This window comes from Kitasatospora misakiensis (assembly GCF_042656005.1).
Lineage (GTDB): Bacteria > Actinomycetota > Actinomycetes > Streptomycetales > Streptomycetaceae > Kitasatospora > Kitasatospora misakiensis.
The window spans coordinates 134,355-159,132 of sequence record NZ_JBHSOF010000009.1 but is presented as its reverse complement, the minus strand read 5'-3'; the positions used below and the strand labels follow the sequence as shown (position 1 = coordinate 159,132).

The 24,778-nt window shown below is 75.4% G+C and carries 20 protein-coding genes; 7 read left to right on the top strand and 13 right to left on the bottom strand.

Annotated elements, in window-relative coordinates:
• Positions 1 to 178 precede the first annotated feature (178 nt).
• Together ACFP3U_RS10455 and ACFP3U_RS10450 are read left to right on the top strand one after the other, a co-directional pair.
• Entirely contained in the window at positions 179 to 823 is a 645-nt protein-coding gene (locus ACFP3U_RS10455) for an RNA polymerase sigma factor (protein ID WP_380225055.1), read from the top strand.
• A gap of 45 nt (positions 824 to 868) precedes the next feature.
• On the top strand, positions 869 to 1,864 hold the full coding sequence (locus tag ACFP3U_RS10450) for a hypothetical protein (protein ID WP_380225054.1): 996 nt from the start codon (positions 869 to 871) through the stop codon (positions 1,862 to 1,864).
• 186 nt (positions 1,865 to 2,050) lie between these two features.
• On the opposite strand, the gene ACFP3U_RS10445 is transcribed toward ACFP3U_RS10450, so the two are convergent.
• The gene (locus tag ACFP3U_RS10445; protein WP_380225053.1) at positions 2,051 to 3,469 is read right to left on the bottom strand and encodes a cation:dicarboxylate symporter family transporter; all 1,419 of its coding nucleotides are present in this window, start codon (positions 3,467 to 3,469) and stop codon (positions 2,051 to 2,053) included.
• A gap of 293 nt (positions 3,470 to 3,762) precedes the next feature.
• Here ACFP3U_RS10445 and ACFP3U_RS10440 point away from each other — a divergent pair, with 293 nt between their 5' ends.
• Together ACFP3U_RS10440 and ACFP3U_RS10435 are read left to right on the top strand one after the other, a co-directional pair.
• Positions 3,763 to 5,460, top strand: a complete 1,698-nt coding sequence (locus ACFP3U_RS10440; RefSeq protein ID WP_380225052.1) for a sensor histidine kinase — start codon at positions 3,763 to 3,765, stop codon at positions 5,458 to 5,460.
• Positions 5,457 to 6,224 (top strand): response regulator, encoded by a 768-nt coding sequence (locus tag ACFP3U_RS10435; protein WP_380225051.1) that lies wholly within the window; start codon positions 5,457 to 5,459, stop codon positions 6,222 to 6,224. Before ACFP3U_RS10440 ends, ACFP3U_RS10435 begins: the two co-directional genes overlap by 4 nt.
• 78 nt (positions 6,225 to 6,302) lie before the next feature.
• Here ACFP3U_RS10435 and ACFP3U_RS10430 read toward each other — a convergent pair whose 3' ends face one another.
• Positions 6,303 to 6,971 (bottom strand): class I SAM-dependent methyltransferase, encoded by a 669-nt coding sequence (locus ACFP3U_RS10430; RefSeq protein ID WP_380225050.1) that lies wholly within the window; start codon positions 6,969 to 6,971, stop codon positions 6,303 to 6,305.
• A 171-nt stretch (positions 6,972 to 7,142) separates the two neighbouring features.
• Here ACFP3U_RS10430 and ACFP3U_RS10425 point away from each other — a divergent pair, with 171 nt between their 5' ends.
• Together ACFP3U_RS10425 and ACFP3U_RS10420 are read left to right on the top strand one after the other, a co-directional pair.
• Positions 7,143 to 8,612, top strand: coding sequence for a diaminobutyrate--2-oxoglutarate transaminase family protein (locus ACFP3U_RS10425; protein ID WP_380225049.1), 1,470 nt, complete (start codon positions 7,143 to 7,145; stop codon positions 8,610 to 8,612).
• Positions 8,609 to 10,135, top strand: a complete 1,527-nt coding sequence (locus tag ACFP3U_RS10420) for a pyridoxal phosphate-dependent decarboxylase family protein (protein ID WP_380225048.1) — start codon at positions 8,609 to 8,611, stop codon at positions 10,133 to 10,135. The genes ACFP3U_RS10425 and ACFP3U_RS10420 overlap by 4 nt, the downstream gene beginning before the upstream one ends.
• Before the next feature lie 28 nt (positions 10,136 to 10,163).
• Here the strand turns inward: ACFP3U_RS10420 and ACFP3U_RS10415 are convergent, their stop codons facing one another.
• From ACFP3U_RS10415 to ACFP3U_RS10365, 11 genes are all read right to left on the bottom strand, one after another.
• The gene (locus ACFP3U_RS10415) at positions 10,164 to 10,871 is read right to left on the bottom strand and encodes a signal protein (RefSeq protein ID WP_380225047.1); all 708 of its coding nucleotides are present in this window, start codon (positions 10,869 to 10,871) and stop codon (positions 10,164 to 10,166) included.
• A 52-nt stretch (positions 10,872 to 10,923) separates the two neighbouring features.
• Complete coding sequence (locus tag ACFP3U_RS10410) at positions 10,924 to 11,724, bottom strand: inositol monophosphatase family protein (RefSeq protein ID WP_380225075.1); 801 nt, start codon at positions 11,722 to 11,724, stop codon at positions 10,924 to 10,926.
• 210 nt (positions 11,725 to 11,934) lie between these two features.
• Positions 11,935 to 13,209, bottom strand: a complete 1,275-nt coding sequence (locus ACFP3U_RS10405) for a type III PLP-dependent enzyme (RefSeq protein WP_380225046.1) — start codon at positions 13,207 to 13,209, stop codon at positions 11,935 to 11,937.
• Entirely contained in the window at positions 13,206 to 14,954 is a 1,749-nt protein-coding gene (locus tag ACFP3U_RS10400; protein WP_380225045.1) for an IucA/IucC family protein, read from the bottom strand. The genes ACFP3U_RS10405 and ACFP3U_RS10400 overlap by 4 nt, the downstream gene beginning before the upstream one ends.
• Entirely contained in the window at positions 14,951 to 16,237 is a 1,287-nt protein-coding gene (locus ACFP3U_RS10395) for an MFS transporter (protein ID WP_380225044.1), read from the bottom strand. The genes ACFP3U_RS10400 and ACFP3U_RS10395 overlap by 4 nt, the downstream gene beginning before the upstream one ends.
• Entirely contained in the window at positions 16,234 to 18,069 is a 1,836-nt protein-coding gene (locus tag ACFP3U_RS10390) for an IucA/IucC family protein (RefSeq protein WP_380225043.1), read from the bottom strand. The genes ACFP3U_RS10395 and ACFP3U_RS10390 overlap by 4 nt, the downstream gene beginning before the upstream one ends.
• The gene (locus tag ACFP3U_RS10385; RefSeq protein WP_380225042.1) at positions 18,066 to 19,298 is read right to left on the bottom strand and encodes an ATP-grasp domain-containing protein; all 1,233 of its coding nucleotides are present in this window, start codon (positions 19,296 to 19,298) and stop codon (positions 18,066 to 18,068) included. The genes ACFP3U_RS10390 and ACFP3U_RS10385 overlap by 4 nt, the downstream gene beginning before the upstream one ends.
• A 236-nt stretch (positions 19,299 to 19,534) precedes the next feature.
• Entirely contained in the window at positions 19,535 to 20,554 is a 1,020-nt protein-coding gene (locus tag ACFP3U_RS10380; protein WP_380225041.1) for an ABC transporter substrate-binding protein, read from the bottom strand.
• 128 nt (positions 20,555 to 20,682) lie between these two features.
• The gene (locus ACFP3U_RS10375) at positions 20,683 to 21,549 is read right to left on the bottom strand and encodes an ABC transporter ATP-binding protein (protein ID WP_380225040.1); all 867 of its coding nucleotides are present in this window, start codon (positions 21,547 to 21,549) and stop codon (positions 20,683 to 20,685) included.
• Positions 21,549 to 22,688 carry a FecCD family ABC transporter permease gene (locus ACFP3U_RS10370; protein WP_380225039.1) on the bottom strand — a complete coding sequence of 380 codons (1,140 nt, stop codon included), beginning with the start codon at positions 22,686 to 22,688 and terminating at the stop codon, positions 21,549 to 21,551. Before ACFP3U_RS10370 ends, ACFP3U_RS10375 begins: the two co-directional genes overlap by 1 nt.
• Complete coding sequence (locus ACFP3U_RS10365) at positions 22,685 to 23,719, bottom strand: FecCD family ABC transporter permease (RefSeq protein WP_380225038.1); 1,035 nt, start codon at positions 23,717 to 23,719, stop codon at positions 22,685 to 22,687. Before ACFP3U_RS10365 ends, ACFP3U_RS10370 begins: the two co-directional genes overlap by 4 nt.
• A 157-nt stretch (positions 23,720 to 23,876) precedes the next feature.
• Between ACFP3U_RS10365 and ACFP3U_RS10360 the strand changes: the two genes are divergently transcribed.
• Positions 23,877 to 24,767: a (2Fe-2S)-binding protein gene (locus ACFP3U_RS10360; RefSeq protein WP_380225037.1), complete on the top strand. Its 891-nt coding sequence runs from the start codon at positions 23,877 to 23,879 to the stop codon at positions 24,765 to 24,767.
• Positions 24,768 to 24,778: the final 11 nt, after the last annotated feature.

Genomic DNA, 24,778 nt, shown 5'->3' with positions numbered 1-24,778 from the left:
CGACGAACTATGATGTGATGTGCGCCACAAAGCCGTGCGCCCGGCGGGGCCGGTATTCGTCAACTGGGCCTTGGGGGTGCCGATTTCCGAGGGGGACCGGATGGGAATCACGGCAGGTTGTCGGGGCGGGCCGGATCCGCGCCCCCGCCCCGGCGTCGAATCGGCGGAATTCGACCGGGTGTTCACGGAATTGCTGCCCCGGCTCCAGCGCGCGGCCGTACGACTGGTCGGGGATCCGTTCGGCGCGGGGGACGTCGTCCACGAGGCGTATCTGCGGATCGCCCGCCGGCCCGCCCGCTTCCTCGGCCATCCACGGCCCTACGCCTACGCGTTCACCGCGATGGTCAACGTGGTGCGGGACGAGTGGCGCCGCGACCGCCGCCGGCTGCTCCCGTGCGACGTGCCGGAGGACGCCGAGGCGGTCGGCGGGGTCGCGGCGGTCCGCGGCCGGGGCGGTGGGCGGGCCGATCCGTCGGACGGCGGGATGGCCGAGTTGCAGGCGCACTGGGAGGTGGTGCGGCTGCTGCGCTGCCTGACGGTGAAGCAGGCCCGGGTGCTGCTGCTGGTCGACCTCGACGGGTACAGCCTGGAGGAGGCCGCGAACCTCCTCGGCGTGCACCGCTCCACCCTGGCCGTCACCCGCCGCCGGGCGCTGGAACGGCTGCGGACCGTCCTCGAACGGGAGCGCGAGGCGGCCGCCGCGCCCGGGCGGGCCTGGGCGCCCCGGGCGCCGTCGCCCCGGAGCGGCACCTCCCCGCGCGGCGCGCCGGGGAGGCCCGGTGGTGCGCCGGGGGCGCCCACCGGGTCCGACGCACCGGTCTGACGGCAAGTCAGCTCAGGCCCGGTCTCGCCCCGTACGCTGCAAATCGTGATCACGTACGAGGAGCATCGGCTCCGCTCGCTGGCCGACGAGGGCCGTTGGATCGAACTGCTGGGCGCCTACCGGCAGGCCCGAGCCGCCGCCGTCGCGCTCGACCTGGCGGACGGCGGTGGAGCGGTCGCGGCGGCGCGGAGCCGGGCCGGTGTCGCCACCGCGCCGCTCGGCCACCTGATCGCGTACGCCGCGCCGCCCGAGGTGGCCGCACGGCTGTTCGACACGGACGGCGGCCCCGGCACCGCCGCCGGTGTGACCGACCACGACGCCGGGCCGCTCTGGGAGGTGCTGGCGACCCGGCACACCTGGCGCCGGCTCGCCCCGCTGCTCGGTCCGCCGGCGGTGCGGCGGCTGGTCGCGCAGACCCGGGTGCTGCTCGGCGAGGACCTCTCCTGGGGCGCCGAACCGGATCCGGAGGGGGTCCCGCTGCTGCTGGAGCCCTGGGAGTCGGTCGGGCGGGGCGAAGGCACGCCGGTCCGCGAGTACCTGCGCCAGGGCGGTTCGCGCAGCGCCCTGCTGACGCTGCCGACCAGCCGCGAGGGCCTGGCCCCGGTGGAGCTGCCCGAACCCGGTTCCCGGCTGCCCGGGCAGCGGGCCACCCGGGCGCTCGCCGAGCTGGCCGGGTGGGCGCGGACGGTCTGCGTCCGAGGGCCGGCGCCGGGGGCCGCCGCGCAGCTCGCGCCGGGGCCGCTGGTCACCGGCGGGTACCTGCCGTTCGCGCTCGCCTGGCCGGCCCTGGTGCAGGCGGGCGTCGCGGACCGGGCCCACGGCGCGGCCCACGGGCGGCTGGCGCTGTGGCGGGTGCTGGCGGCGATGACCGGGGCGGAGCGGCCGGAGTGGGCGGACCGGGCGGAGGTCGGCGCGCTGGTCGCCCGGATGCGCTGCTTCACCTGGGACGACCCGGCGGACCGGCTGCGGCACCTGCATCTCGCGCTGGAGGACCCGGCGACTGGCCTGAGCTGGGCGATCAGCGGGTCGGAAGAGGTCTGAGGGGGCTGTCAGGAGGCCGCGCAGGGCCGCGCAGGGCCGCGCAGGCCGTGTGCGGCCCGGTCCTGGCCAGGCCGGGCCGCACACGTGCGGAACCCCCGGTCCGGCGCCGCTTCCGGGGGGTGGTGCGGGGCGCCGGACCAGGGGAGTCGAGGTGGTGCGGGAGGGTGGTGCGGGAGGGGCTGCGGCTCAGGCAGCGGCCATGGTGCTGGCGGCGGCCACCGGGACCGGCGCCTGATCCGGCACCGCCGCCCCGGAGTCGCTGCCGGCCGCCGGAGCGCCGTGGGCGTCCGAGTCCAGCAGGGTCCGCTCGTCGAACGGCACCGCGCCCGCCAGCACCTGCTTGACCCGCTCGCGGTCGAGCTCGCCGGTCCACTGCCCGATCAGCACCGTGGCGACGGCGTTCCCGGCGAAGTTGGTCATCGCCCGGGCCTCGGACATGAACCGGTCGATGCCGACGATCAGGCCGACGCCGTCCACCAGCGCCGGCTTGTGCGACTGCAGGCCGGCCGCGAGGGTCGCGAGGCCGGCACCGGTGACGCCGGCCGCGCCCTTGCTGGCGATCACCATGAAGACCAGCAGCGACAGCTGCTCGCCCACCGACATCGGCTTGTCCATCGCCTCGGAGATGAAGATCGAGGCCATGGTGAGGTAGATCGCCGTGCCGTCCAGGTTGAAGCTGTAGCCGGTCGGGACGGTGATGCCGACCACCGGGCGGCTGACGCCCAGGTGCTCCATCTTGGCGATCAGCCGGGGCAGCGCGCTCTCCGAGGAGGAGGTGGAGAGGATCAGCAGGAACTCGCGGCCCAGGTAGCGCAGCAGGGCGAAGATGTTGACGCCCGCGACCAGGCGCAGCAGGGTGCCGAGCACCACGAGCACGAACAGCGCGCAGGTCACGTAGAAGCCGATCATGATGACGGCGAGACTCTTCAGCGCGGCCGTACCGGTGGCGCCGACCACGGCGGCCATCGCGCCGAAGGCGCCGACCGGCGCGACCCACATGATCATCGCCATGACCCGGAAGACCAGCCGCTGCACGTGCTCGATGCCGCGCAGCACGGGCGCGCCGGCCGTGCCCATCGCCTGCAGGGCGAAGCCGGCCAGCAGTGCGATCAGCAGGGTCTGCAGCACCTTGCCCTCGGTGAGGGCGGAGAGCATCGTGGTCGGGATCATCCCGAGCAGGAAGTCGGCGGTGGACTGCGCGCCGCCGGCGGCCGCCTGGGCGTGGCCGGACTTGGCGAGCGCGGCGGTCAGGTGGAGGCCGTCACCGGGCTCCAGCAGGTTGCCGACCAGCAGGCCGATGGCGAGGGCGACGGTCGACATGGTGAGGAAGTAGCCGAGGGCCAGTCCGCCGACCTTGCCGACCTTGGCGGCCTTGGTGACCGAGCCGATGCCGAGCACGATGGTGCAGAAGATGACCGGGCTGATCATCATCTTGATGAGGTTGACGAAGCCCGTGCCGATGGGCTTGAGCTCCACCGCGAAGCCCGGTGCGGCCAGGCCGACCACGACGCCCGCGACGACCGCCGCGATCACGGCGAGGTAGAGGACGTGGGTGCGGTCCTTCGGTCTGGCGCCCGCGCGCGCCGTTGCGCCGGTGATCGTCATCTGTCGGCTCCTTCGCCGTGCTGTGCCCGGTTTCGCCTGTGCCCGGCCTCGCCTGCGTCCGTGGGGAGCAGTCGATGGGTGGGTGCGCGGGCCTGCGGTCCTGGGGGCCCGGGTGGTGGGCCGCTCCGACTATGGGGTCCGGGAGTGACGCGGGTCACGTTTGCGTTCATAGAGTTCACCACCCGGACGGCGCACGGCGGTTCGCGCGGGCCGCGCCGCCCGGTCCCGCCCGGTCCGATCCGGTCCGGTCCGCGCCGTTCGCGCGGCCGGGGCGGTGGTGCACACTGGCAGGCATGTCCGCCCGTACCCTCCTCCCGCCCCGCCGACTGGTGCGCAGCCTGGCCGGGCAGCTCTTCGTCGTCCAGGTGGTCATCGTCGCCGCCGTGGTGGCGGGCGGGGCGGTGCTCGCATACCTGTTCACCGCCGATCGCGCGGAGAACGCGGCCCGCCGCCAGGTCACCGCCGTCGCCCGCGCCGTCGCCGACTCGCCGACCGTCCGCGCCGCCGCGACCGCGCCCGACCCCACGGCCGTGCTCCAGCCGTACGCCGAGCAGGTGCGGGTCGACACCGGCGTCTCCTTCGTCACCGTGATGGACACCGCGGGCGTCCGCTGGACACACCCGCTGCCCGAGCAGATCGGGCGGACCTTCCTCGGGCACATCGACTGGGCGCTCGCCGGCGAGACCCGCAGCGAGACCTACACCGGCACGCTCGGTCCGTCGGTGCGGGTGGTCACCCCGGTGCTGGACGATCGGCACCAGGTGGTCGCCCTGGTCAGCGCGGGCATCACCGTGCAGTCCATCTCGGCCCAGCTGCGCGGTCCGCTGCTCGCGCTCGTCGGGGTCGCGGGGGCCGCGCTGGCCCTCGGCGGGATCGGCACCTACCTCGCCAACGCCCGGCTGCGGCGGCACACCCACGGCATGGGACCGGCCGAGCTCAGCCACCTCTACGAGTACCACCAGGCCACCCTGCACGCCGTCCGCGAGGGGCTGGTGCTGCTCGACCGCGAGCACCGGGTGGTGCTCTGCAACGACGCGGCGCGCGAACTCCTCGGCCTGGACGGGCCGGTGGAGGGCCGCCCGGTCGACGGTCTCGGCCTGCCGGCCGCGCTGCTGGCCGTCGTCTGCGGAAACGATCCGGTCCGGGACGAGGTGCACCTGACCGCCGAGCGCGTGGTGGTGCTCAACACCTCCACCATCGGCACCGGCCTCGGCCGCGTCCTCACCCTCCGCGACCACACCGAACTCCAGGCGCTGAGCGGCGAACTGGACTCGGTGCGCGGATTCACCGAGGCGCTCGGCGCACAGGCGCACGAGGCCGCGAACCGGCTGCACGCCGTCGTCTCGCTGATCGAACTCGGCCGCCACCGCGAGGCGGTGGAGTTCGCCACCGCCGAACTCGCCCTCGCCCAGCGGCTCACCGACCGGGTGGTGGCCGCGGTCGGCGAACCCGTGCTGGCCGCGCTGCTGCTGGGCAAGGCCGCCCAGGCCGCCGAGCGCGGCGTGGAGTTGACGCTCACCCCGGACAGCTCGATCGACGACGGCGTCCTGCCGCCGCGGCTGAGCGCGCGCGACCTCATCACCGTCCTCGGCAACCTGATCGACAACGCGGTGGACGCCGCGATCGCGGGCGCCGCCGAGCACCCCGAGCCCCCCGAGGTCACCGTCACCGCCCGGATCGACGGCGACCACCTGCTGCTGCGGGTCGCCGACACCGGGGCCGGCATCGACCCGGCCGCGGTGGACGACGTGTTCCGGCGCGGCTGGAGCACCAAACAGGACGGCCACGAGCCGGGGGAGCCGGGGCTCGGGCACGTGCGCAGGCACGGGCGCGGACTCGGGCTGGCCCTGGTCGCGCAGGCCGCCCGGCGCAACGGCGGCACCGTCGAGGTCGGCCGCGACCGCGGCGCGGTGCTCACCGTCAGGCTGCCCCTCGACCGTCCAGAGCGCGACGGCGCGGGGCGGCGCGAGCGCCTGGCGGTGACCTCGTGAACGCCGCGCCCGACCGGCCGGAGATCTCCGTCCTGGTCGTCGAGGACGACCCGGTGGCCGCCGCCGCCCACACCCTCTACGTGCAACGCGAGCCGGGATTCCGGGCCGTCGGCACCGTGCACGGCTGCGCGGAGGCGCTGCGCTTCCTGGAGCGGGCCCGCGCCGCCGGGCGGCCCGTCGACCTGCTTCTGCTCGACCTCTACCTGCCCGACGGGCACGGCCTCCAGCTCTGCGGCACCCTGCGCGCGGCCGGGCACACCACCGACATCCTCGCCGTCACCTCCGCGCGCGACCTCGCGATGGTCCGCCAGGCCGTCTCCGCCGGCGTCGTCCAGTACCTGCTGAAGCCGTTCGCCGCCGCCGCGCTGCACGACCGGCTGGAGCGCTACGCCCGCTACCGGGACACCCTCGCGCGGACCGGGCCGGCCACCGGGCAGGACGAGGTCGACCAGGCGCTCGCGCTGCTGCGGGTGCCCGAACGCACCGCCCTGCCCAAGGGGTTGAGCGCGCCGACGCTGGACACGGTGGCCGGCGTGCTGCGCGCGGCCCGCACCGGCCTGTCGGCGGCTGCGGCCGGTACGGCGGCGGGCGTCTCGCGGATCACCGCGCGCCGCTACCTGGAGCACCTGGTGGACACCGGCCTCGCGGTGCGGGAGCCCCAGTACGGGACCGTCGGCCGGCCGGAGCTCTGCTACCGCTGGACGGGCGGGGGCGGGGGTGCCGGTGGTGGCGGCGGGCCGATCGGTGGGCGACGAACCGGGTGAGCGGGGCCTGGACCTGGTAGCTGTCGACGCCCTGGGTGAAGCTCCTGGCCGGGGCCGACCCCGGTCGGGGGCGTCGTGCTACTCGTCCGTCGTGCGCTCGGCGCGGGCCAGGTACTGCTCGTCGGTGTCCGTGTAGGAGACGAGGTGCCAGCCGGCGGCGGCGAGCAGGGGGCGGAGGTTGGGTTCGGCGCGCAGGTCGTCCGGGGTGAGGGCGCGGCCGTGGCGGGCGGCGAGGGCGGCGCGGCCGACGGGGTGGAACAGCGCGAGCCGGGCGCCGGGCCGGCTGACCCGGGCGAGTTCCCGCAGGGCGAGGGCCGGGTCGGGGAGGTGGGAGATCAGTCCGGCCGCGAAGACGGCATCCAACGCGGCGTCGGGGAGCGGGAGTCGGGCGCAGTCGGCGAGCAGCAGGGTGGCGTTGCCGGGGTGGCGGGCGGCGGCCTCGGCCAGCATCTCGGGGGTGACGTCGGCGCCGAACACCCGACCCGTCGGGCCGACCGCGGCGCGCAGCGGCGGCAGGGCCCGGCCGGTGCCGCAACCCGCGTCGAGCACCGAGTCGCCGGGGCGCAGGGCGAGTTCGGCGACCGCGGCGGCGTAGCGCGGGCCGTCGTCGGGGAACTTGGCGTCCCAGCCCGCGGCGCGGACACCGAAGAACTCCCGGGTGCGGGCGAGTTCGGCGGCGTGACTCGCGTGCGCGGCGTCGGCGGCGGTGTCGGGCTCGGGCGGGGTGCTCCGGGGCGAGGACGGCATGCGGTGAGGGTAGCGCGCCGACATCGGCCGGAGGCCGTGACCGTCGGCGGGTCCGCTCGTTGAAGGGGCGGGCCGGTTGTCACTCGCGCGGGTGGTTCCGGTGGCCCCGAGCGGATCCGGGCAGGTCGGCGAAGTAAGGTTAGGCTCACCTAATTTCCTTGGGAGTCCGCCTTGACGCTCGCCGCTGAGCCCGCCACCGGTCCGACCGTCCCCGTTCCCGCCCCCGGCGTCGGCACCGCCGCCGGTGCGTCGGCGACCGCCGTCCTGCGCCGCCAGCGCCTCCGCGAGTCCGCCGCCCGCACCTACGCGCGCTCGTTCCCCATCGTCCCCGTGCGCGCCAACGGCATGACCGTCGAGGGCGCCGACGGCCGCCGCTACCTCGACTGCCTCTCCGGCGCCGGCACCCTCGCGCTCGGCCACAACCACCCCGTGGTGCTGGCGGCGATCCGCCGCACGCTCGACAGCGGCGCCCCCCTCCACCTGCTCGACCTCGCGACCGCCGAGAAGGACGACTTCACCACCGCCCTCTTCGAGAGCCTGCCGCCCGCCTTCGCCGACGGCGCGCGCGTGCACTTCTGCGGACCCGCCGGGACCGACGCCGTCGAGGCCGCGCTCAAGCTGATGCAGACCGCCACCGGCCGCTCCGGCGCCCTCGCCTTCACCGGCGCCTATCACGGGATGACCGCCGGCTCCCTCGCGCTCACCGGCAACGTCGCCGTCAAGGAGCCGCTGCCCGGCGGCGGCGAAGTCGTCCGGCTGCCCTACCCGTACGGCTACCGCTGCCCGTTCGGGGTCGGCGGGGACGCGGGCGCCGAACTGTCCGCCACCTACGTCGAGCGGCTGCTCGACGACCCGTCCGGCGGCGTCGTCCCGCCCGCCGCGATGGTCCTGGAGGTCGTCCAGGGCGAGGGCGGCGTCGTCCCCGCGCCCGACGACTGGCTGCGCGCCATGCGACGGATCACCGCCGAGCGCGGCATCCCGCTGATCGTCGACGAGGTGCAGACCGGCGTGGGCCGCACCGGCGCGATGTGGGCGGTCGAGCACAGCGGGATCGTGCCGGACGCGATGGTGCTCTCCAAGGCGATCGGCGGCAGCCTGCCGCTCGCCGTCGTGGTCTACCGGGAGGAGTACGACGGTTGGCGGCCCGGCGCCCACACCGGCACCTTCCGCGGCAACACGCTGGCCATGGCCGCCGGCGCCGCCACCCTGCGGTACGTCGCCGCCAACGGACTGGCCGAGCGCGCGTCCGAGGTCGGCGGACGGATCGTCGAACGGCTGCGCGCGCTGGCCGGGGAACTCCCCGCGATCGGCGAGGTGCGCGGGCGCGGGCTGATGATCGGCGTGGAACTCGTCGACCCGGCCGCGGAACCGGACGCCTGCGGGGCGCGCCCGGCCGCGCCCGAACTCGCGGTCCGGGTGCGGGAGGCGTGCCTGGCGCGCGGGCTGATCGTCGAACTCGGCGGACGGCACGACGCCGTGCTGCGGCTGCTGCCTCCGCTCACCATGACGGACGAGCAGGCGGCCGCGGTGCTGGACCGGCTCGCGGACGCCGTCGCCGCGGCGTCGGCCGGTGTGGGGGCAGGTACGGGTACGGCGGCGGGCTCGGCGGGTGCGGGTACGGCGGGGGCGGGGGCGGCGTGAACGGGCCGGACGCCCCGCTCGACGCGCTCTCCGGCGGCGTCACCGGACCCGCCGCGCTCGGCCCGCTGCTCGCCACCGTCCTCGACGCGCTGGAGACCGGCGCCACCCGGCGCGGCGGCCCGCTGCCCACCGGCCACCCCGCCGACCTCGCCGCCCGGGTCACCGAGGCGCTGGCCACCGCCGCCGGCCCCGATGCCCTCGCCCGTCTCACCGAACTGCTCGCCCACGGCGCCGCCGACCCCGCCGACCCGTACTGCGCCGCCCACCTGCACTGCCCGCCGCTCGCCGTGGCCGCCGCCGCCGACCTCGCCGTCAGCGCCCTCAACCCCTCCCAGGACTCCTGGGACCAGGCCCCCGCGGCGACCGCGCTGGAGACCGCGCTGCTCGCCGAACTCGCCGCCCTCGTCGGCTACGACCCGGCCCACGCCGCCGGCGTCCTCACCTCCGGCGGCACCGAGTCCAACCTCATGGGCCTCATGCTCGCCCGCGACCAGAAACTCGACGGCATCGTCGAACTCGACGGCCTCCTCGGCCTGCCCGCCGGCGTCCGGCCCCGCATCTTCGCCTCCCGGGCCGCGCACTTCTCGGTCCAGCGGGCGGCCGCCCTGCTCGGCCTCGGCGAACGGGCCGTCGTCCCGGTCGACGTCGACCGCGACCTGCGGATGGACCCGGTGGCGCTCGAACGCGCCCTGGCCGGGGCGAGTTGGGCCGGACACACCCCCGTCGCCGTCGTCGCCACGGCCGGCACCACCGACACCGGTGCCGTCGACCCGCTGCCCGCCGTCGCCGACCTCGCCGCCCGCTACGACGCCTGGCTGCACGTCGACGCCGCGTACGGCGGCGGAGCCCTGCTCTCCGACCGGCTCGCCCCCCTGCTCGGCGGCATCGAACGGGCCGACTCCGTCTCGCTGGACTTCCACAAGCTCGGCTGGCAACCCGCCGCCGCCGGCGTCTTCCTGGTGCGCCGCGCCGAGACTTACGTCTCGCTCGCCCGCCGGGCCGTCTACCTCAACCCGGCCGACGACGAACGGGCCGGCTACCCCAGCCTGTTGGGCCTCTCGCTGCGCACCACCCGGCGGCCGGACGCCTTCAAGCTCGCCGTCACCCTGCGCACCCTCGGCCGCGCCGGGCTCGGCCGGCTCGTCGACGCCTGCCACGACCTCGCGCGGGCCGCCGCCGACACCGTCCGGGCCGCGCCGGACCTGGAGCTGTACGCCGAACCCGTCCTGACCGCCCTGCTGTTCCGCTACCGACCGGCGGACGCGGACGCCCCGCAGGCCCCCGCCGACCCGGCCGCGCTCGACCCGGCCGCGCTCGACCGGGTCAACGCCGAACTGCGCCGTGAACTGCTGCGCACCGGGCGGGCGGTGATCGGGCGGACCGAGCTGCCCGGCGAGGGCCCGGGCCGGGTCCGGCTGAAGCTGACACTGCTCAACCCGCACACCACCCCGGAGGAGGTCGCCGGCCTGCTCGGCGAGGTCGTCCGCGCGGGCCGGGAGGCGTGGCGGTGGGTCGGGCGGTAGACCTGCCGGTTTATGAGCTCGCGCCCGGTCAGGCGGCCGAGGTCGGGCTCGGTGTGGCCGCGTTCAGGTGGTAGTCGACCCCGCTGGCGAAGGCGGGCGAACCGGACTCGCCCCGGACCGTGAGTTCGTGCTTGCCCGGGGTGAGTGGGTCCAGCCGCACCCAGAGGCCGCAGGACCAGGTGTGGTGGGCCTGCGCGGCGGACTTGCCGAAGGCGCTGTCGGGGGCGGCGACGAGGTCGATCGGCGTCGCGTCGAGCGGCTCGGGTGTCAGCGAGGTGCCGTCCAGCGCGGCGCTGCCCTTGGCGGCGTCCATGAAGGCCAGGCAGTCGGAGGCCTCGCCGAAGATCGTCACCGCGGGGAACACCACCGGAACGCCGACGGGGACGGTGCACGAGCGCTGGACGACGTCGCCGCCGGTCATCCCGGCGAGGTACCAGATGCCCTCCCGCTGACCCTCGGCGCACCGGGCGCCGGTCATGTCGAGCATCGGGCTGCGTTCCTTGTCGATCGACGCCGCCCAGTTCCACCAGCCGTTCTGCACCTCGGCCGAGGTCAGCGTGCGCACCGCGCCCGCGGGGCTCGGCGAGGCCTCCGCCGTGCCCGAGGGGGACGCGGAGGCCGCCCCCGGTGCGCCGGACGGGCCGGCGGGGGCGGAGTCGTGGCCGGTCGTGGAGGTGCAGGCCGCGGTCAGGAGGAGCGCGCCGAGGAACAGCGCGGCCGGTCGCCGTGAATTCATGACCGGGAGTGTAGGAGCGGGCCCACCCGGCGCGCGCCCCGATTTTCCGGGCCTACCGGTGCGCGAACAGGGTCGCGCGGCAGCGCTCCCAGGTGGCCGGATCGGCGGCGACGAGCAGGCCGTCCTCGCCGCCCGGGGGATCGGGCTGGTACGGGGTGCCGTCGAGGCGGGCGGCGACGCCGCCGCACTCGGTCACCAGGAGGGAGCCGGGGGCGTGGTCCCAGGGGAGGGTCCGCCAGTAGAGGATGAAGTCGCTGGCGCCCTCGGCGATGTCGGGGTACTCGATGCCAGCGGCGTGGCGACCGCCGGTGACCTCGCCGAAGGCGCCGACGTTGCCCTCGATCAGGCGGCGGCGGGCCGGGTCCAGGAACCGGGTCTTCACCGAGCCGTGCCACCCGGCCGGATCGGTGCCGGCGGGCGTGCGGGTCAGCCGGTGGCCGTCCCGCCAGGCGCCGGCGCCGAGTTCGGCGGTGTAGGTGGTGGCGGTGACGGGCTGGCGGATCCAGGAGGCGACCGTCCGGCCGTCGCGCACCAGCGAGACCATCACCGCGTACTCGGGGCGGCCGGCGATGAAGTTCGCGGTGCCGTCGACGGGGTCGACGAGCCAGACGGCGGGTTCCGCGTGCAGCGCCCGGGCGAGGGCCGGGTCGGCGGCGACGGCCTCCTCGCCGACGACGGGGACGGGGAGCAGCTCGCGCAGGCGCCGCGCGATGATCAACTCGGCCTCGCGGTCGGCGATGGTGACCACCTCACCGGGGGCCTTCTCCATCACCTCGCCGGCGGCCAGCGCCCGGAACCGGGGCTCCACCACCTCGGCCGAGGCCTCGGCGATGATCTCCGCCACCTTCTCCATCAGCACGTGCCCGCTCCCTTCACCGGTACCACTTTCGCACGTCAGTGCGGGGTCGGCGTGCGGCGGGTGTGACGGATGGGGCGGGGGAGGAGTGGCGGAGGGGCGGCTGACAATTGACAGATGACAGATAACAGATAACAGATGACAGATTCTGAAATCTGTCATCTGTTATCTGTCATCTGAAATCTGTCAGCCGTCAGCCCTCACCTGTCAGCCCTCGACCGCCACCCCGTCCTCCGCCGGACCGTCCAGGTAGTGGAAACCGGGGCGGGGGTGCATCAGGAACTCGTGGTGCGAGATGTTCCAGGCGTATGCCCCGGCCATGTCGAAGACGACCCGGTCGCCCGCGCGGAGGCCGGCCGCCGCCGGGGCGGCGTGGGCGAGGACGTCCTTCGGGGTGCAGAGCTGGCCTGCCAGGGTGGCCCGGCCGGTGGTCACGGCGGGCCGCTCCCACGGGTGGGGCCAGCCGTCGACCGGCAGCGTGCTGAACGGCTGGCTGTGGCCCCGGGTCGCCGGGGTGCGCAGGTGGTGGGTGCCGCCGCGGACGACCGCGAAGTCCTCGCCGTGGCTGCGCTTCACGTCCAGCACCTCGGTCGCGTACCAGCCGCAGTACGCGGTGAGGGCCCGCCCCGGCTCGATCCGCAGGATCAGGCCCGGGTGGCGGTCCAGCAGCTTCCCGAGTCCCTCGCCGAACGCCGTCCAGTCGAACCGGGCGCCCGGGTCGGCGTAGTCGACGGCCATGCCGCCGCCCACGTTGACCTCGTCCAGGGCGAACGCGTGCCGCTCCGCCAGCCGGGCGGACCAGCCGACGATCTGCTCCACCAGCGCCAGCTGCTCGGCCGCCGCCAGCCCGCTCGCCAGATGGGCGTGCACGCCGCGCAGCCGCAGCCGGCGCCGGACCGGGGCCAGCGGCCCGACCGGCTCGGTGAGCAGGCGGACCGCGGCCTCGGCGCGGTCCGGGTCGAGCCCGAACGGCGTCGGACGCCCGCCCATCGCCAACGCGACGGAGTCCAACGCGCCCGCGCCGACCGGCAGGTTGACCCGCAGCAGCACGTCCACCACGGCGTCCGGCCGGTCGGCCAGCACGGCGGCGAGCCGGTACAGCTCCTGCTCGCTCTCGACGTGCCACCGGTGCACGCCCGCGTCGACGGCGGCGGCGATCTCGGCGGGCGTCTTGCCCGGCCCGCCGAAGGCCAGCGGCGCACCCGGGACGGCCGCCCGGACGTGCGCCAACTCCCCGCCGCTGGACACCTCGTAGCCGTGCACGGCGTCGCGCAGCGCGGCCAGCACCGGTGCCTCGGGGTTGGCCTTGGCCGCGTAGTACAGCTCGACGCGTTCTGGCAGGGCGGCCCGGACGGCCGCGGCGTGCGCCCGCAGCGCCGGCAGGTCGTAGACGTAGGCGGGGAGTTGCTCCGGCTCCAGGCCCGCGACGTGGCTGCGGACGGCTTCGGTGGCGGTCATCTTGGCGGTCGTCTTGGCGGTCATCGGGTCCTTCCGGCGGCAACGGGCGGGGCCTGGACGGCGTGCGGCACGCGGGCGGTGGTGGCGGAGGCGTCGGTGAGGGCGGCCTCGGCCAGCACGGAGCGGGCCAGCGGGGAGGCCAGCCGGACGTACCCGGCGGCTCGGTCGGCCTTGCGCTCCCAGCGGGTGAGCAGGTTGGCCTTGGCGGGCAGCGGCACCCCGGCGAGCAGCGCGCGCAGCCGGGGCGGGCACCCGTGCGCGGCCGCGTACTCCTCCAGGACGCGGTGGACCGCCTCCCAGAGCGCGCCCTCCGCCGACGGGTGGAGGTCGGCGACGGCGGCGAGCAGTTCGGCGACGTGGTTGACGAGCAGGCAGTAGACCACCCGGTCCCAGCCCCGCTCGGCGTCGTAGGCCATCGGCCCCGCCACCTCGGGCGGCAGCGCGGCGAGCAGGTCGGCGTGCCGCTCCGGGACCAGCTTCGTCCCCTCCAGGTCGCGGAAGAGCACCTGGGCGGGGCGGCCGGACGCGTCCACGCCGATCAGGACGTTCTGCAGGTGCGGTTCGAGCACCACGCCGTGGTCGAAGTAGGCGGCCAGCACCGGCGGGAGCAGCAGCCGCAGGTAGGCCGTCCACCAGTCGAGTGCCCGGACCGGGTCGGTCGGGTCGGACAGCAGTCGGGAGATGTGCGCCGAGCTGGTCGGGTACTCGTCGGCGACGGCGGCGGCCAGCAGCGGGGTGACGCCGGGGCGCAGCGCGTCCCCGAGGCCCTCGCGGACGATCAGGCCGAAGCCCTCGTAGAGCGCGCGGTCGGGGCGTCCGTCGGCGCCGGGGAGGGCGAGCGTGCGGAACGCCGGCTCGCGGAGCACGGCGGCGTCCGGGAACCGTTCGGCGAGGTCGGCCAGCACCGGGGCGAGCAGCCGGGTGAGGGTGACCGCGCCGGTCAGCTCGTAGGCGGCGTTCTTGCGCAGGCAGTTGGTGATCCGCACATTGAGGCTGAACTTGAGGAACGCGCCCGCGCCGTACAGCGTCCGCACCGAGGCGGTGGCCGCGAACGGGGTGCCGGCGGGGCCGAGGTCGATGATGTCGCCGCGCTCGACGGCCCCGCGCAACAGCGGGTGGTCGCCGATGAGTTCGTACTGCCACGGGTGGGCGGGCAGCAGCCGGTAGCCGTCCGGGACGTCGGCCAGTCCGTCGAGCAGGGCGGTCGCGGCCGGGTCGGCGGAGGACTCGGCGATCAGCTCCTGCCGGACGGCGAGGTGGCGCAGCGGGAACTCGGCGCGGGCCTCGGGCGCGTAGTCGCGCCAGTCGCCGCGTTCGGCGGAGCGGGACTTGGGCGCGGGGTGGAACCGGTGCCCGAACAGCAGGGCCTGCTCGGACTCCAGGTAGCGGTTCGGGCCGGGCTCGGGGCGGTCGGCCAGCGCGGCCGCGACGGCGGTGTGGGTGGAGGCGAGCTGGTCGAGGAACTCCTCGTTGACCGTGCCGGTGCGCAGCTCCAGTTCGCCCTGGACGTGCCGGGCGAGCTCGCGCCAGTCCAACTCCTGCCATCCGTCGGCGTGTTCCTGCTCGACCGGTCCGGTGAACCGGTGCGCGCCGATCAGCGAGGTGCGGCGCAGGGCGACCCGGAGCAGGACGCCGCGGCGGGGCAGGCGGATCAGCAGGCGGCCGTCGGTGACGGCGGTCTGGTGTTCGGGTGCGGACACCTCGCGCAGCAGGCAGTTGAGCAGGGTATGCACCACGGCATGGTCGGTGGTGGGCAGTTGGTGCGTCATGAGCGACTCCAACGCTGGCGGGAGTGGGAGGAGAGTGCGGTGGCCGCGGCGGCGGCCAGGAGTGCGGCGGCGGTGCCGACCAGCACGGGGGCGGCGGCGCCGAACCAGCCGTTGACCAGCGCCGCGACAGCGCCGGCGGCCACGGCGCCGCCCTTGGAGACGAATTCGAGCGTGCCGAACATCCGCCCGGGCGCCCGGCCGCGGCAGGCCTCGGCGGCCAGCACCGAGAGGCAGACCAGGCCGAGGGTGAGTCCGGCGCCGAGCAGCAGCCGGACGGCGACGAAGACCGGCAGCGAGTACGCCACGGCGTGCCCGGCCAGGCCGAGCGCGACGAAGCCGAAGCCGAGCGCGATGCCGGTGTGCGGGCGGTGCAGGAACGCGGTGTGCGTGCGGGCGGCGAAGGCCAGGTAGCACAGGTGCGGCAGCGCGAACAGCACACCGGTGGTGGTGCCGGAGACCCCCGGGAGGCGTTCCTCGGCCAGGGATATCAGGTAGGGGAACGAGAGGATGGTGGCGAAGACGAACGCGAACTCGAAGGCGTAGAGGACGCGCAGGGGTGCCCGGGGCGGCTCCTCGGAGGCCGTGGCCGTGGTCGAGTCGCTGAGATCCTCGTGAACGCCATCGCCGTCCCCGTCGCCGCCGCCGGACTTCACGGCGTCGGATCCGGCGGCCTCCGATCGGCCCGGCTCCGGCAGCAGCGAGAGGAACGCCGCCGCGGTGAGCGGCAGTACGGCCATCAGCAGATACTGCCGGTGCGGGTCGATCCACGGCGACAGCGCGCCGACCAGGATCGGCGCCGCCACCAGCGCGGCCCGCGCGCTGCCCTGCATCAGGGTGAGCGCCCGGGAGAGTCGGGCGCCGTCGAGGGCGGCGGCGAGGTAGCCGTTGGTGGCGGCGAAGGTGCCGCCGAGGAAGCCCTGGAGGACCAGCGCGAGGGTGAACGCGGGCAGCGAGTCGGCGGCTCCGGCCAGCAGGAACGAGACGGCGAGGCCGAGTTGGGCGCGCAGCAGCAGCCGCTTGCGGCCGAACCGGTCGGCGAGCCGCCCCCACAGCGGGGCGCCGAGGGCGCTGAACACGGTGGGCACGATGTACAGGACACCCGCCCACTGGCCGTTGCGGTCGCCGAGCCCGGGCAGGATCGTCGTCAGGTACGGCGGCAGGCCTAGGGCCGCGAAGGAGGCGACGAAGTAGCAGGCGGCGACGGCGTGCACCTGGCGCCTGCCGAGCCCGTCCGGCTGGACGGTGTCGCGCTCGGACCGTCGGGGCAGCGCGTCGACCGTCACAGTTCGGTCCCCCGGATCGCGGTGGAACGCGCCTGCGGGAGCAGGTAGTTGGGGCCGTCGGTGTAGTGCTTGTTGATGTCGGCGGCGCCCGAGCGCTGCTTGCTGAGCAGGGTGCCGGCGGTGACCATGGCCTTGACCGGGAGCCGCTCGGCGTCCAGCAGCGCGGCGCGTATCGGTTCGGCGGCCGGGCCGGTCCGTTCGACGGCCTCGGTGAGCCGCTTGCGCAGCAGGGCGAGCAGGTCGTCGAGGTCGGCCCGGCCGTGGGCGGCGAGGCCGAACGCGAGCGAGCCGGTGCACAGGTGGCCGGTGATGGTGGTGAACAGGTCGGTGAGCGGCCGGTCGTCCTCGCCGAAGATCCGGGCGTCGTCGAACTCCTCGCGCTTCGGGGCGAGTTCGCCGAGGGAGGCGGTGAGGCGGCCGGTGTGGACGCGCGGGCCGTCGTCGTCCTTGTAGAGCAGGCGCAGGCCGCCGTCCTCGTCGAGGACGAGCGAGGTGTTCTGCTGGTGGGACTCCAGGGCGATGCCGTGGCCGAACAGCGTGGTCTGCCAGTCGAGGAGCAGCTCCAGCAGGGCGTCGTAGAGGGCGACCGGGTCGCCGCCGTGGAAGCGGTCGGCGAGCCGGTCGACGACCAGGCGTCCGCCGTCCTCGGCGGGAGCGGAGGCCGACGCCGAAGCGGGGTCGGAAACGGCGGACGGGGCGGGCGCGAGCAGCGCCGCGAGCGGGACGGTCACGGACCGCTCCAGCCCGTCCGGGTACCGGCGCAGCAGCACGGCCAGCAGCTCGTGCCCGGCGTGCGCCCAGGTCTGCTCGTCGGCGTGCAGGATCCGCCCGGCGAACCGCGGTTCGCGCGTCAGCACGGCCTCGACCAGCCGCTGTCCGGCGGCGCCGTCGAGCAGCGTGCCGGGCTTGATGGTGCGGCGGTTGAGCCGGCCGAGGGTGGCGGTGGCGAGCGGGAGCTTGAGGTGGTGGACCGGGTCCTCGACGACCGCGACGGTCCGCATCGACAGGGTGGGGACGACGGTCAGGTAGGGGCGTTCGGCGAGCACGGCGCGGTCGGCCAGGCCGGCGGCGCGCAGCGCCTCGTCCAGGGCCGGGCCGACGGTCAGCGGGTGGACCGGCAGGGTCTCCCAGGCGTCGTCGCCGCCGGGCAGGTCGAGGCCGAGCCAGCTCGGGGTGGGCCACCAGCTCGGCAGCGGCCGGTCGCCGTGCCGGGTGAGCGCTCCGGCCGGCAGGGCGAGCCAGCGCAGTTCGAAGGCCGGGTGGAACTCCGGTGCGTGGGCCCGCAGTTGGGTCTCGTCGAGGCCGGACCGGCCGCGCGCCGTCGGGTAGACCGGGTGGTCGAGGTAGGCGGCCAGGGTGTCGTGGCCGAGGGAGGCCGCCGGGCCGGTCCAGTGGGCCGGGTCGGCGCCGTACAGGTCGGTGAGCGCGGTGTGCACCTCCTCGCGCACGCGCTCGTGCAGCTCCATGGTGGCGAGGGTCTGGCGGCACTCCTCGGCGAACGCCGCCCAGCCGGGCCGGTCCTCGTCCTCGGCGCGTGCGGCGAGCGCCGTCAGGACGGCGTCCAGGCTCTCGATCCGGCGGCCGTCCAGCTCGACGAGCGGCAGGCGCGCGGCGTACTCGCTCTGGAAGCCCTCGGCGGCGACGGGGACGGCGATCCCGTCCTCGGCGACGACGAGCCAGGCGCCGTCGGGCCGGTGCTCGACCGTGCTGCGGGTGCGCAGTCCGAGGACGTCCTCGCGGACCAGGGTGGAGAGGACGCGGAGGGCGAGCGCGCCGGCGGGGGTGGTGGCGGTGCCGGTGGCGGTGGTGGCGGTGGCGGCGGTGGCGCTCACGGGGTGATCTCCCAGCGGTTGGCGGCCACGAACCGGGCCACGGCGGCGTCGACGGCGGCCTGCTCGGGCCCGATCGCCCAGATCACGCCCAGGTAGTCCCGGTTGGTGCGGTAGTGGTCGTGCCGTTCGCCGACGGGGCGCAGCGGCCGGTAGGCGAGCCGGACGCCGTCGCGGTCCTCGTCGTACGGTCCGGGCGCGGCGGTGAGGGTGCCGGCCCGGTCGGCGCAGACCACCTCGTTGCGGGCGCGCAGGCCGCTGGCGGCGCAGCGTTCGGCGAGGTCGGGGGGGAGTTCGCGCCCGAGGTGGGCGGCGAGGATGTGCTCGAACAGCGGGATGCCGAGGATCTCGGCGAGCATGAGGTCGCACTGGTCGCCGATGGCACGGTAGTTGACCTCGATGATCCGGGCGCGGCCGTCCGGCTGGACGACGAACTCGGTGTGGCAGGCGCCGAGTCCGACCCCGAGCGCGTCCAACTGGGCGAGCACCTGCCCGACCACGGCCGGCGGGTGCGCGGGGACGAACTCCAGCACCTCCTCGATGAAGTCCGGCGGCGGGGAGAGCCTGGTCCGGAACCCGCCGAGGACGTGCCGGCGGCGGCCGTCGCCCAGGGTCTCCAGCGTGCACAGCTGCCCGTCCAGGAACTCCTCGACGACGAGCGCGGCGCCGGGGCGCCGGGCCTGGATCTCCTTGGCGCGCCGGACGAGTTCCTCGATGTCGGCGACCAGCGTGACGTCCTCGCTGGCGACGCCCTCGCGCGGCTTGACCACGACCGGGAAGGGCAGGTCCGACGCGGCCAGCACGGACGGGTCCTGGTCCGGGGCGAGTTCGACCGAGCGGACGGCGTCGAGGCCGGCGGCGGTCAGGTGGCGGCGGAGCTGGCCCTTGTTCTTGGCCCGCAGGGCGGCCTTCCAGTCCTTGCCGGGCAGGCCGAAGTACTCGGCGGCGAGCGCGGTCTGGGTCTGGAGGTGGTCGCTGTTGCTGAAGACGGCGAACGGCGCGTCGGCGCCGCCGGAGGCCCGGAGCCGGGAGATCAGCCCGACCACCTCGCGGAAGTCCTGCACCTCGCACTCGACCACCTCGGGCGCGAACTCCAGTTCGGCGTAGGCGCGTTGGTGGGCCTCGACGTGGTCGGTGAGGACGGTGACGGCGAGCCCGAGGCGGGCGGCGGCCGGGAGGAACCCCTCGGTCACCGAGTCGGTCGGGTTGAGGGCGAGAAGGTAGAGGCGCATGGCAGGGCGGGTCCTCTCCGGGTGGGCGGGCGAGGGCAGGGGCCGCGAGGGCGTGCGGGGGGCGAACGTGACGGGGACGAACGTGATGGGGACGAACGGCGGTTGCGCGGACGGGCCGTGGGGAGCGGGGAGAAGCAGCGGGGGAGGCGGAGCGGGAGAGGGGCGGAGGGGCGGGGGCGGAGGGGCGGGCTCCGCGGGCCCGCCCCTCACCGTCTCCGTCCGGCGCGCGACGGGGCCTACTTGGGCGCGTCGACGCCCGCGGCCTTGGCGATGTCCACCAGCATGGCGTCGGCGGCCTGGACGCCGATGCCCGACATCCAGGTCTCGTCCGGCACGTTGAACACCTTGTTGTTCTTGACGGCGTTCAGGCCCTTCCAGACCGGCGTGTCCTGGACCTCGCTCTCCTTGGTCTTGGACGGGTCGTCGGCGACGGTGACGAAGACCAGGTCGGCGTCGGCCTGGTTGATCTGCTCGGCGCTGACCTCGAGGATGTTCTGGTCCACGTCCTGGGAGGCCGGGCGGGCCAGGCCGACGTCCTTCAGCACGACGCCGCTGAAGGAGGACTTGGCGTAGAGGCGGGTCGGGCCGGCCACGAACCGGACCACCGAGGCGGTCGGCATGGTGCCGCCGTTCTTCGCCTTGATCTCCTCGCCGAGCTTGGCGGCGCGGGCCTCGTAGTCGGCGATCGCCTTCTTGGCCTCGGCCTCCTTGCCGAGCGCCTGCGCGTAGAGGGCGAGGTTGGCCTTCCACGGGAAGCCGGTGGTCTCGGCGAGCACGGTCGGGGCGATCGCGTTGAGCTTGTCGTAGACCTTGGCGTGCCGGACCTTCGACGACAGGATCAAGTCGGGCTTCAGGGAGGCGATCAGCTCCAGGTTCGGCTCGTTCATCGGGCCGACGTCCTTGGTGTCCTTGATCTTGTCCTTGAGGTAGTTCGGGAACCCGCCCTCGGTCTTCATGTGCGGGGAGACCGCGCCGACCGGCGTGATGCCGAGCAGGGTGACGTCGTCCAGCTCGCCGCTGTCCAGGACCACCACGCGCTTGGGCTGGGCCTTGATCTCGGCCGTGCCCGCCGCGTGGGTGACGCTGCGGGGGAAGACGGCGGTCGAACCGGCGGCCGAGGCGGTGTCCCCGGCCGGCTTGGCGGCGTCGGTGGCCTTGCTGTCGCCGTTGCTGCCGCAGGCGGCGAGCAGGGTGGTGGAGAGGGCGACGGCCAGGACGGCGACGGGGAGTCTGCGGGCGCGGACGGAGCGGTTCATGCGGGGGTTCCTTGTCTCTGGTTCGGGGCAGGGCGGGGTACCGGCGCGACCCGCGACGGGCGGGCGGCCGGAAGCGTGGGGGAGCGGAGCTCGGGGAGGGCGGGCCGGCCTCCGGGACCGGCCGGGTCTCAGCGGTCCGTGGCGGCCCGTCTCGACCGGGCCCTGGGGACGACCAGCGGTGTGCCGGTCTCCGGGTCCGGGACGACCTGGCAGGGCACCTGGAAGACGCTCTCCACCAGTTCGGCGGTGAGGACGTCGGCCGGCGCGCCGGCGGCCGCGAGCCGGCCGTCCTTGAGGACGATCAGGTGGTCGGCGTACCGGGCGGCCTGGCCGAGGTCGTGCAGCACCATGACGACCGTCCGCCCGGCCTCCGCGTGCAGGTCGGCGACCAGGTCGAGGACGTCCAACTGGTGGCGCAGGTCCAGGAAGGTGGTCGGCTCGTCGAGCAGCAGCAGATCGGTGTCCTGGGCGAGCGCCAGCGCGATCCAGGCGCGCTGGCGCTGGCCGCCGGAGAGCCGGTCGACCTGCTGGTCGCGCAGCTCGGCCATGCCGGTGCGGGTCAGCGCCTCGTCGACGGCGGCCTGGTCGGCCTTGGACCACGGGGTGAGCATCCGCTGGTGCGGGAACCGGCCCAGCCGGACCAGCGCCTCGACGGTGACCGCCTCGGGCGTGACCGGCTGCTGGGGCAGCAGGCCCATCCGCTTGGCGAGCGCCCGGGCCGGCATCCGGTGGATGTCGGAGCCGTCCAGGGTGACGCTGCCGGCGGCCGGGTCGAGCAGGCGGACGAGGCCGCGCAGCAGGGTGGACTTGCCGCAGGCGTTGGGGCCGACGATGGCGGTGACGGCGTTGCCGGGCAGTTCGAGGTCGAGGCCGTCCACGACGGTCCGGTTGCCGTACCGCAGGCGGAGGCCGTGGGCGGCGAGGCGGTTCGTCCCCCCGTCGGCCGGGGCCGCGGTCGCCGAGGAGGCCGCGGTGGTGGTCACGTCGAGGGTCATCAGCTGCTCCTCTGGGGAAGCCGGCCCTGGCGGATCATCAGCACCAGGAGCCAGGGCGCGCCGAGCGTGGCGGTGACGGCACCGACCGGCAGGCCGTGGACGGGGATCACGTGGAGCACGAGGAGGTCGGAGGCGAGCAGCAGCAGGGCGCCGGTGAGCGCCGTGAGGCCGAGCGTGCCGAGGGTGGGCGGCCCGGCGAGCAGCCGGACCAGGTGCGGCACGGCGAGCGCGACGAACGCGACCGGCCCGGTGAGCGCCGCGGCGAGCGAGGCCAGGGCGATGCTGAGCAGGAGCAGCAGGACGCGGTCGCGCTGCGGGTTGAGCCCCAGACCGCCGGCCGAGTCGTCGCCGAGGTCGAGGACGGCCACCCGCCGCTGGCTGGCCACCACGGCGACGGCGGTCAGCGCGATGGCGGAACCGCCGATCCAGACCTCGGTCCAGGTGCGGCCGTAGAGCGAGCCGGTGGTCCACTGCATCGCGGAGGAGGCCAGCTCGGCCGGGAACCGCACGATCATCAGATTGACGGCGGCGGCGAGGCCCTGCTGGACGGCGAGCCCGACCAGCACCAGCCGGGTGACGGCCATCCGGGAGCGCCAGGCGAAGCCGCCGAGCAGCAGCGCGGCCAGCAGGCCGCCGCCCAGCGCGGCGAGCGGGATGAGCTCCTGCGAGGCGCCGGTGGCGAGCATCAGGACCGCGCCGAAGGACGCGCCGCCGGTGACGCCGATGGTGTCGGGCGAGGCGAGCGGGTTGCGGAAGAGCCGCTGGAGCATCGAGCCGGCCACCGCCAGCCCGGCGCCGGCGATCAGCGCGGAGACCACGCGCGGGGCGCGGAACTCCTGGACCACCAGCACGTTGCCGGAGTCGCCGGAGCCGACCAGCGCGCTCAGCGCCTCCCAGATCGTCATCCTGACCTGGCCGGTGCCGAGCGCGACCCCGGTGAGCAGGACGAGCAGCGCCGCGGCGACGACCGACCAGGCGGCCGTCCGGGTGCGGCGGCGGGCGGCGGAGGTGCCCGCGGCCGGGGCGCCGGGGACTCCGGCGGGGGAGGCGCCGCCAGGGGCCTCGTCGGAAGCCTTCTCGGGGCCCCTGAGGGCCTTGAGGGCCTTTCCGGGGCCGTTGCCGAGGGTCGGGGCGCTCATCGGGCCACCTTCCGGGCCAGCACGGCGAGCAGCGGCGCGCCGAGGAACGCCGTCACGATGCCGACCTCCAGCTCCGAGGGGCGGACCACCACCCGGCCGAGCACGTCGGCGGCGAGCAGCAGCACCGGACCGGCGATCAGGCAGCCGGGCAGCAGCATCCGGTGGTCGTTGCCGAGGAACGGGCGGACCAGGTGCGGGGCGGCCAGACCGATGAACGCGATCGGCCCGGCGACGGCCACGGCGGACCCGGCGAGCAGGACGACGGCCAGGCCGCCGACCACCCGGATGCGGGCGACCGGCACGCCGAGCGACTGGGCGGTCTCGTCGCCGAGCGCGAGCGCGTTGAGCGAGGGCCCGACGGCGAACGAGGCGATCAGACCGGCCACCAGGAACGGCAGCACGGGCGTGAGCGTGTCCAGGTGCCGCCCGGCGATCGACCCGGCCAGCCAGAACCGAGCCTCGTCCAGGGTGCGGTGACTGGCCAGCATCAGCGCGGAGGTCCACGAGGTGAGCACCACCGTGAGCACGGTGCCGCCGAGCGCCAGCCGGACCGGGTCGAGGTCCCCGCCGCGGCGCGACATCGCGTACGCGGCGACGGCGGCGACCGCCGCGCCGGCGAAGGCGAACCACACGTACTGGAGCGGGCGGGTCAGGTCGAGGGTGTAGATCGCGGCGACCACGGCGAAGCTCGCGCCGGCGTTGATGCCGAGGGTGATCGGCGAGGCCAGCGGGTTGCGGGTGACGCCCTGGGCGACCGCCCCGGCGACGCCGAGCGCGGCTCCGACGGCGAGGCCGATCAGCGTCCGCGGCACCCGAAGGCCGGTCACGACGTCGGCGTCGCCGCCGTGCTCGCTCCCGGTCAGGGCGCCGACGACGGTCTCGAACGGGATCGTGCGGGAGCCGACCGCGAGGCTCAGCACGGCGCACAGCGCCAGGAGGCCGAGCCCGGCGGCCAGCACCAGGGGAAGCCTGGCCGCTGAGCGGACTCTCGGGGCCGGGGTCGTGGGTGCCGGCGGATCGGTGGTGAACACGTGGCCAGATATTAGGTTAGGCATGCCTAATTCCGTCAAGTCCTGGACGGATTGGTCCGTACCGGGTGTGTCGGAAGGCGATCCGCCGGGGGTGGCGAGAATCGGCCGGTGAGTGCCTATAAGGTGAGGCTCACCTAACGCGATCTCGGGAGTGCCGATGATCTTCTCGGGTTCGTCCCTGCCCGCCGCCGCGCCCGTCGCGGCGCCTGTCGCAGTGCCCGCCGCAGTGCCCGTCGCGCCGTGCCCCGCGAGCCCGCTGGACGCCGACTACCGGCAGTTGCTGGACCTCTGCCCGGTGCTCCGGGTGCGACTGCTCGCGGACGACGAACCCGCCCCGGACCGCGCGCTGGGCTGGTACTCCGCAACCGAACTGGCGACCGACCCGGCCGCGCTGGCCGAGGCGCTGGCCGGCGAGGCCGCGCGGATCGCCCCCGCCGCCGCCGAGCACGGCACCGCCCCGCGCCCGCACGTCGCCGCCTCGCGGCTGCTGCACCACTACCTCTGGTCGGTCTGCGTGCTGATCGCCGGACCCTGGCGACTGGGGGGCCGCGTCCCGTCGATCGATGGCGCGAATCTGTGGGTGCACGCCGCCACGGGCGATTTCGCTTTGCGGCCGGGCGCCCACGTCGCTCTCCCGGGCGAGGACGAACTCCGCGCCGAGCTGCGCGCTGCCGTCGTCGCCCAGGTCGAACCGCTGCTCGCCGCCTTCGCCGCCCCCACCCGGCGCGGCACCCGGGCGCTGTGGGGCATGGTCACCGACGACCTCGCCTCGGCGATCTGGTACCTCGGCAAGCAGCTCGACGAGCGTGCGGGGGAGGGCGGGGCCGCCGAGGAGGACGCCGCCGTCGCCGCCGCCACGGCGCTCCTTCCGGGGCGCACCGACCCGCTCCTCGGCGCTGCGGACTTCCGCGTGCTGTGCGGCGGGGACGGCCGCGCGCACCACACCCGGACGCGGCTCGGCTGCTGCCTGTACTACGCGATCGAGCCCGGCCGGGCCTGCGTCACCTGCCCCCGCACCGGTGACGAGGAGCGGCTGCGGCGGCTCTGACGGGTTGGCGG

Excerpts from the sequence above, each read along its gene's own strand:
- ACFP3U_RS10445 (WP_380225053.1), bottom strand. The coding sequence starts at position 3,469 with ATGACGATCACCGGCGCAACGGCGCGCGCGGGCGCCAGACCGAAGGAC.
- ACFP3U_RS10440 (WP_380225052.1), top strand. The coding sequence starts at position 3,763 with ATGTCCGCCCGTACCCTCCTCCCGCCCCGCCGACTGGTGCGCAGCCTG.
- ACFP3U_RS10430 (WP_380225050.1), bottom strand. The coding sequence starts at position 6,971 with ATGCCGTCCTCGCCCCGGAGCACCCCGCCCGAGCCCGACACCGCCGCC.
- ACFP3U_RS10415 (WP_380225047.1), bottom strand. The coding sequence starts at position 10,871 with ATGAATTCACGGCGACCGGCCGCGCTGTTCCTCGGCGCGCTCCTCCTG.
- ACFP3U_RS10410 (WP_380225075.1), bottom strand. The coding sequence starts at position 11,724 with ATGGAGAAGGTGGCGGAGATCATCGCCGAGGCCTCGGCCGAGGTGGTG.
- ACFP3U_RS10405 (WP_380225046.1), bottom strand. The coding sequence starts at position 13,209 with ATGACCGCCAAGACGACCGCCAAGATGACCGCCACCGAAGCCGTCCGC.
- ACFP3U_RS10400 (WP_380225045.1), bottom strand. The coding sequence starts at position 14,954 with ATGACGCACCAACTGCCCACCACCGACCATGCCGTGGTGCATACCCTG.
- ACFP3U_RS10385 (WP_380225042.1), bottom strand. The coding sequence starts at position 19,298 with ATGCGCCTCTACCTTCTCGCCCTCAACCCGACCGACTCGGTGACCGAG.
- ACFP3U_RS10380 (WP_380225041.1), bottom strand. The coding sequence starts at position 20,554 with ATGAACCGCTCCGTCCGCGCCCGCAGACTCCCCGTCGCCGTCCTGGCC.
- ACFP3U_RS10375 (WP_380225040.1), bottom strand. The coding sequence starts at position 21,549 with ATGACCCTCGACGTGACCACCACCGCGGCCTCCTCGGCGACCGCGGCC.
- ACFP3U_RS10370 (WP_380225039.1), bottom strand. The coding sequence starts at position 22,688 with ATGAGCGCCCCGACCCTCGGCAACGGCCCCGGAAAGGCCCTCAAGGCC.
- ACFP3U_RS10360 (WP_380225037.1), top strand. The coding sequence starts at position 23,877 with ATGATCTTCTCGGGTTCGTCCCTGCCCGCCGCCGCGCCCGTCGCGGCG.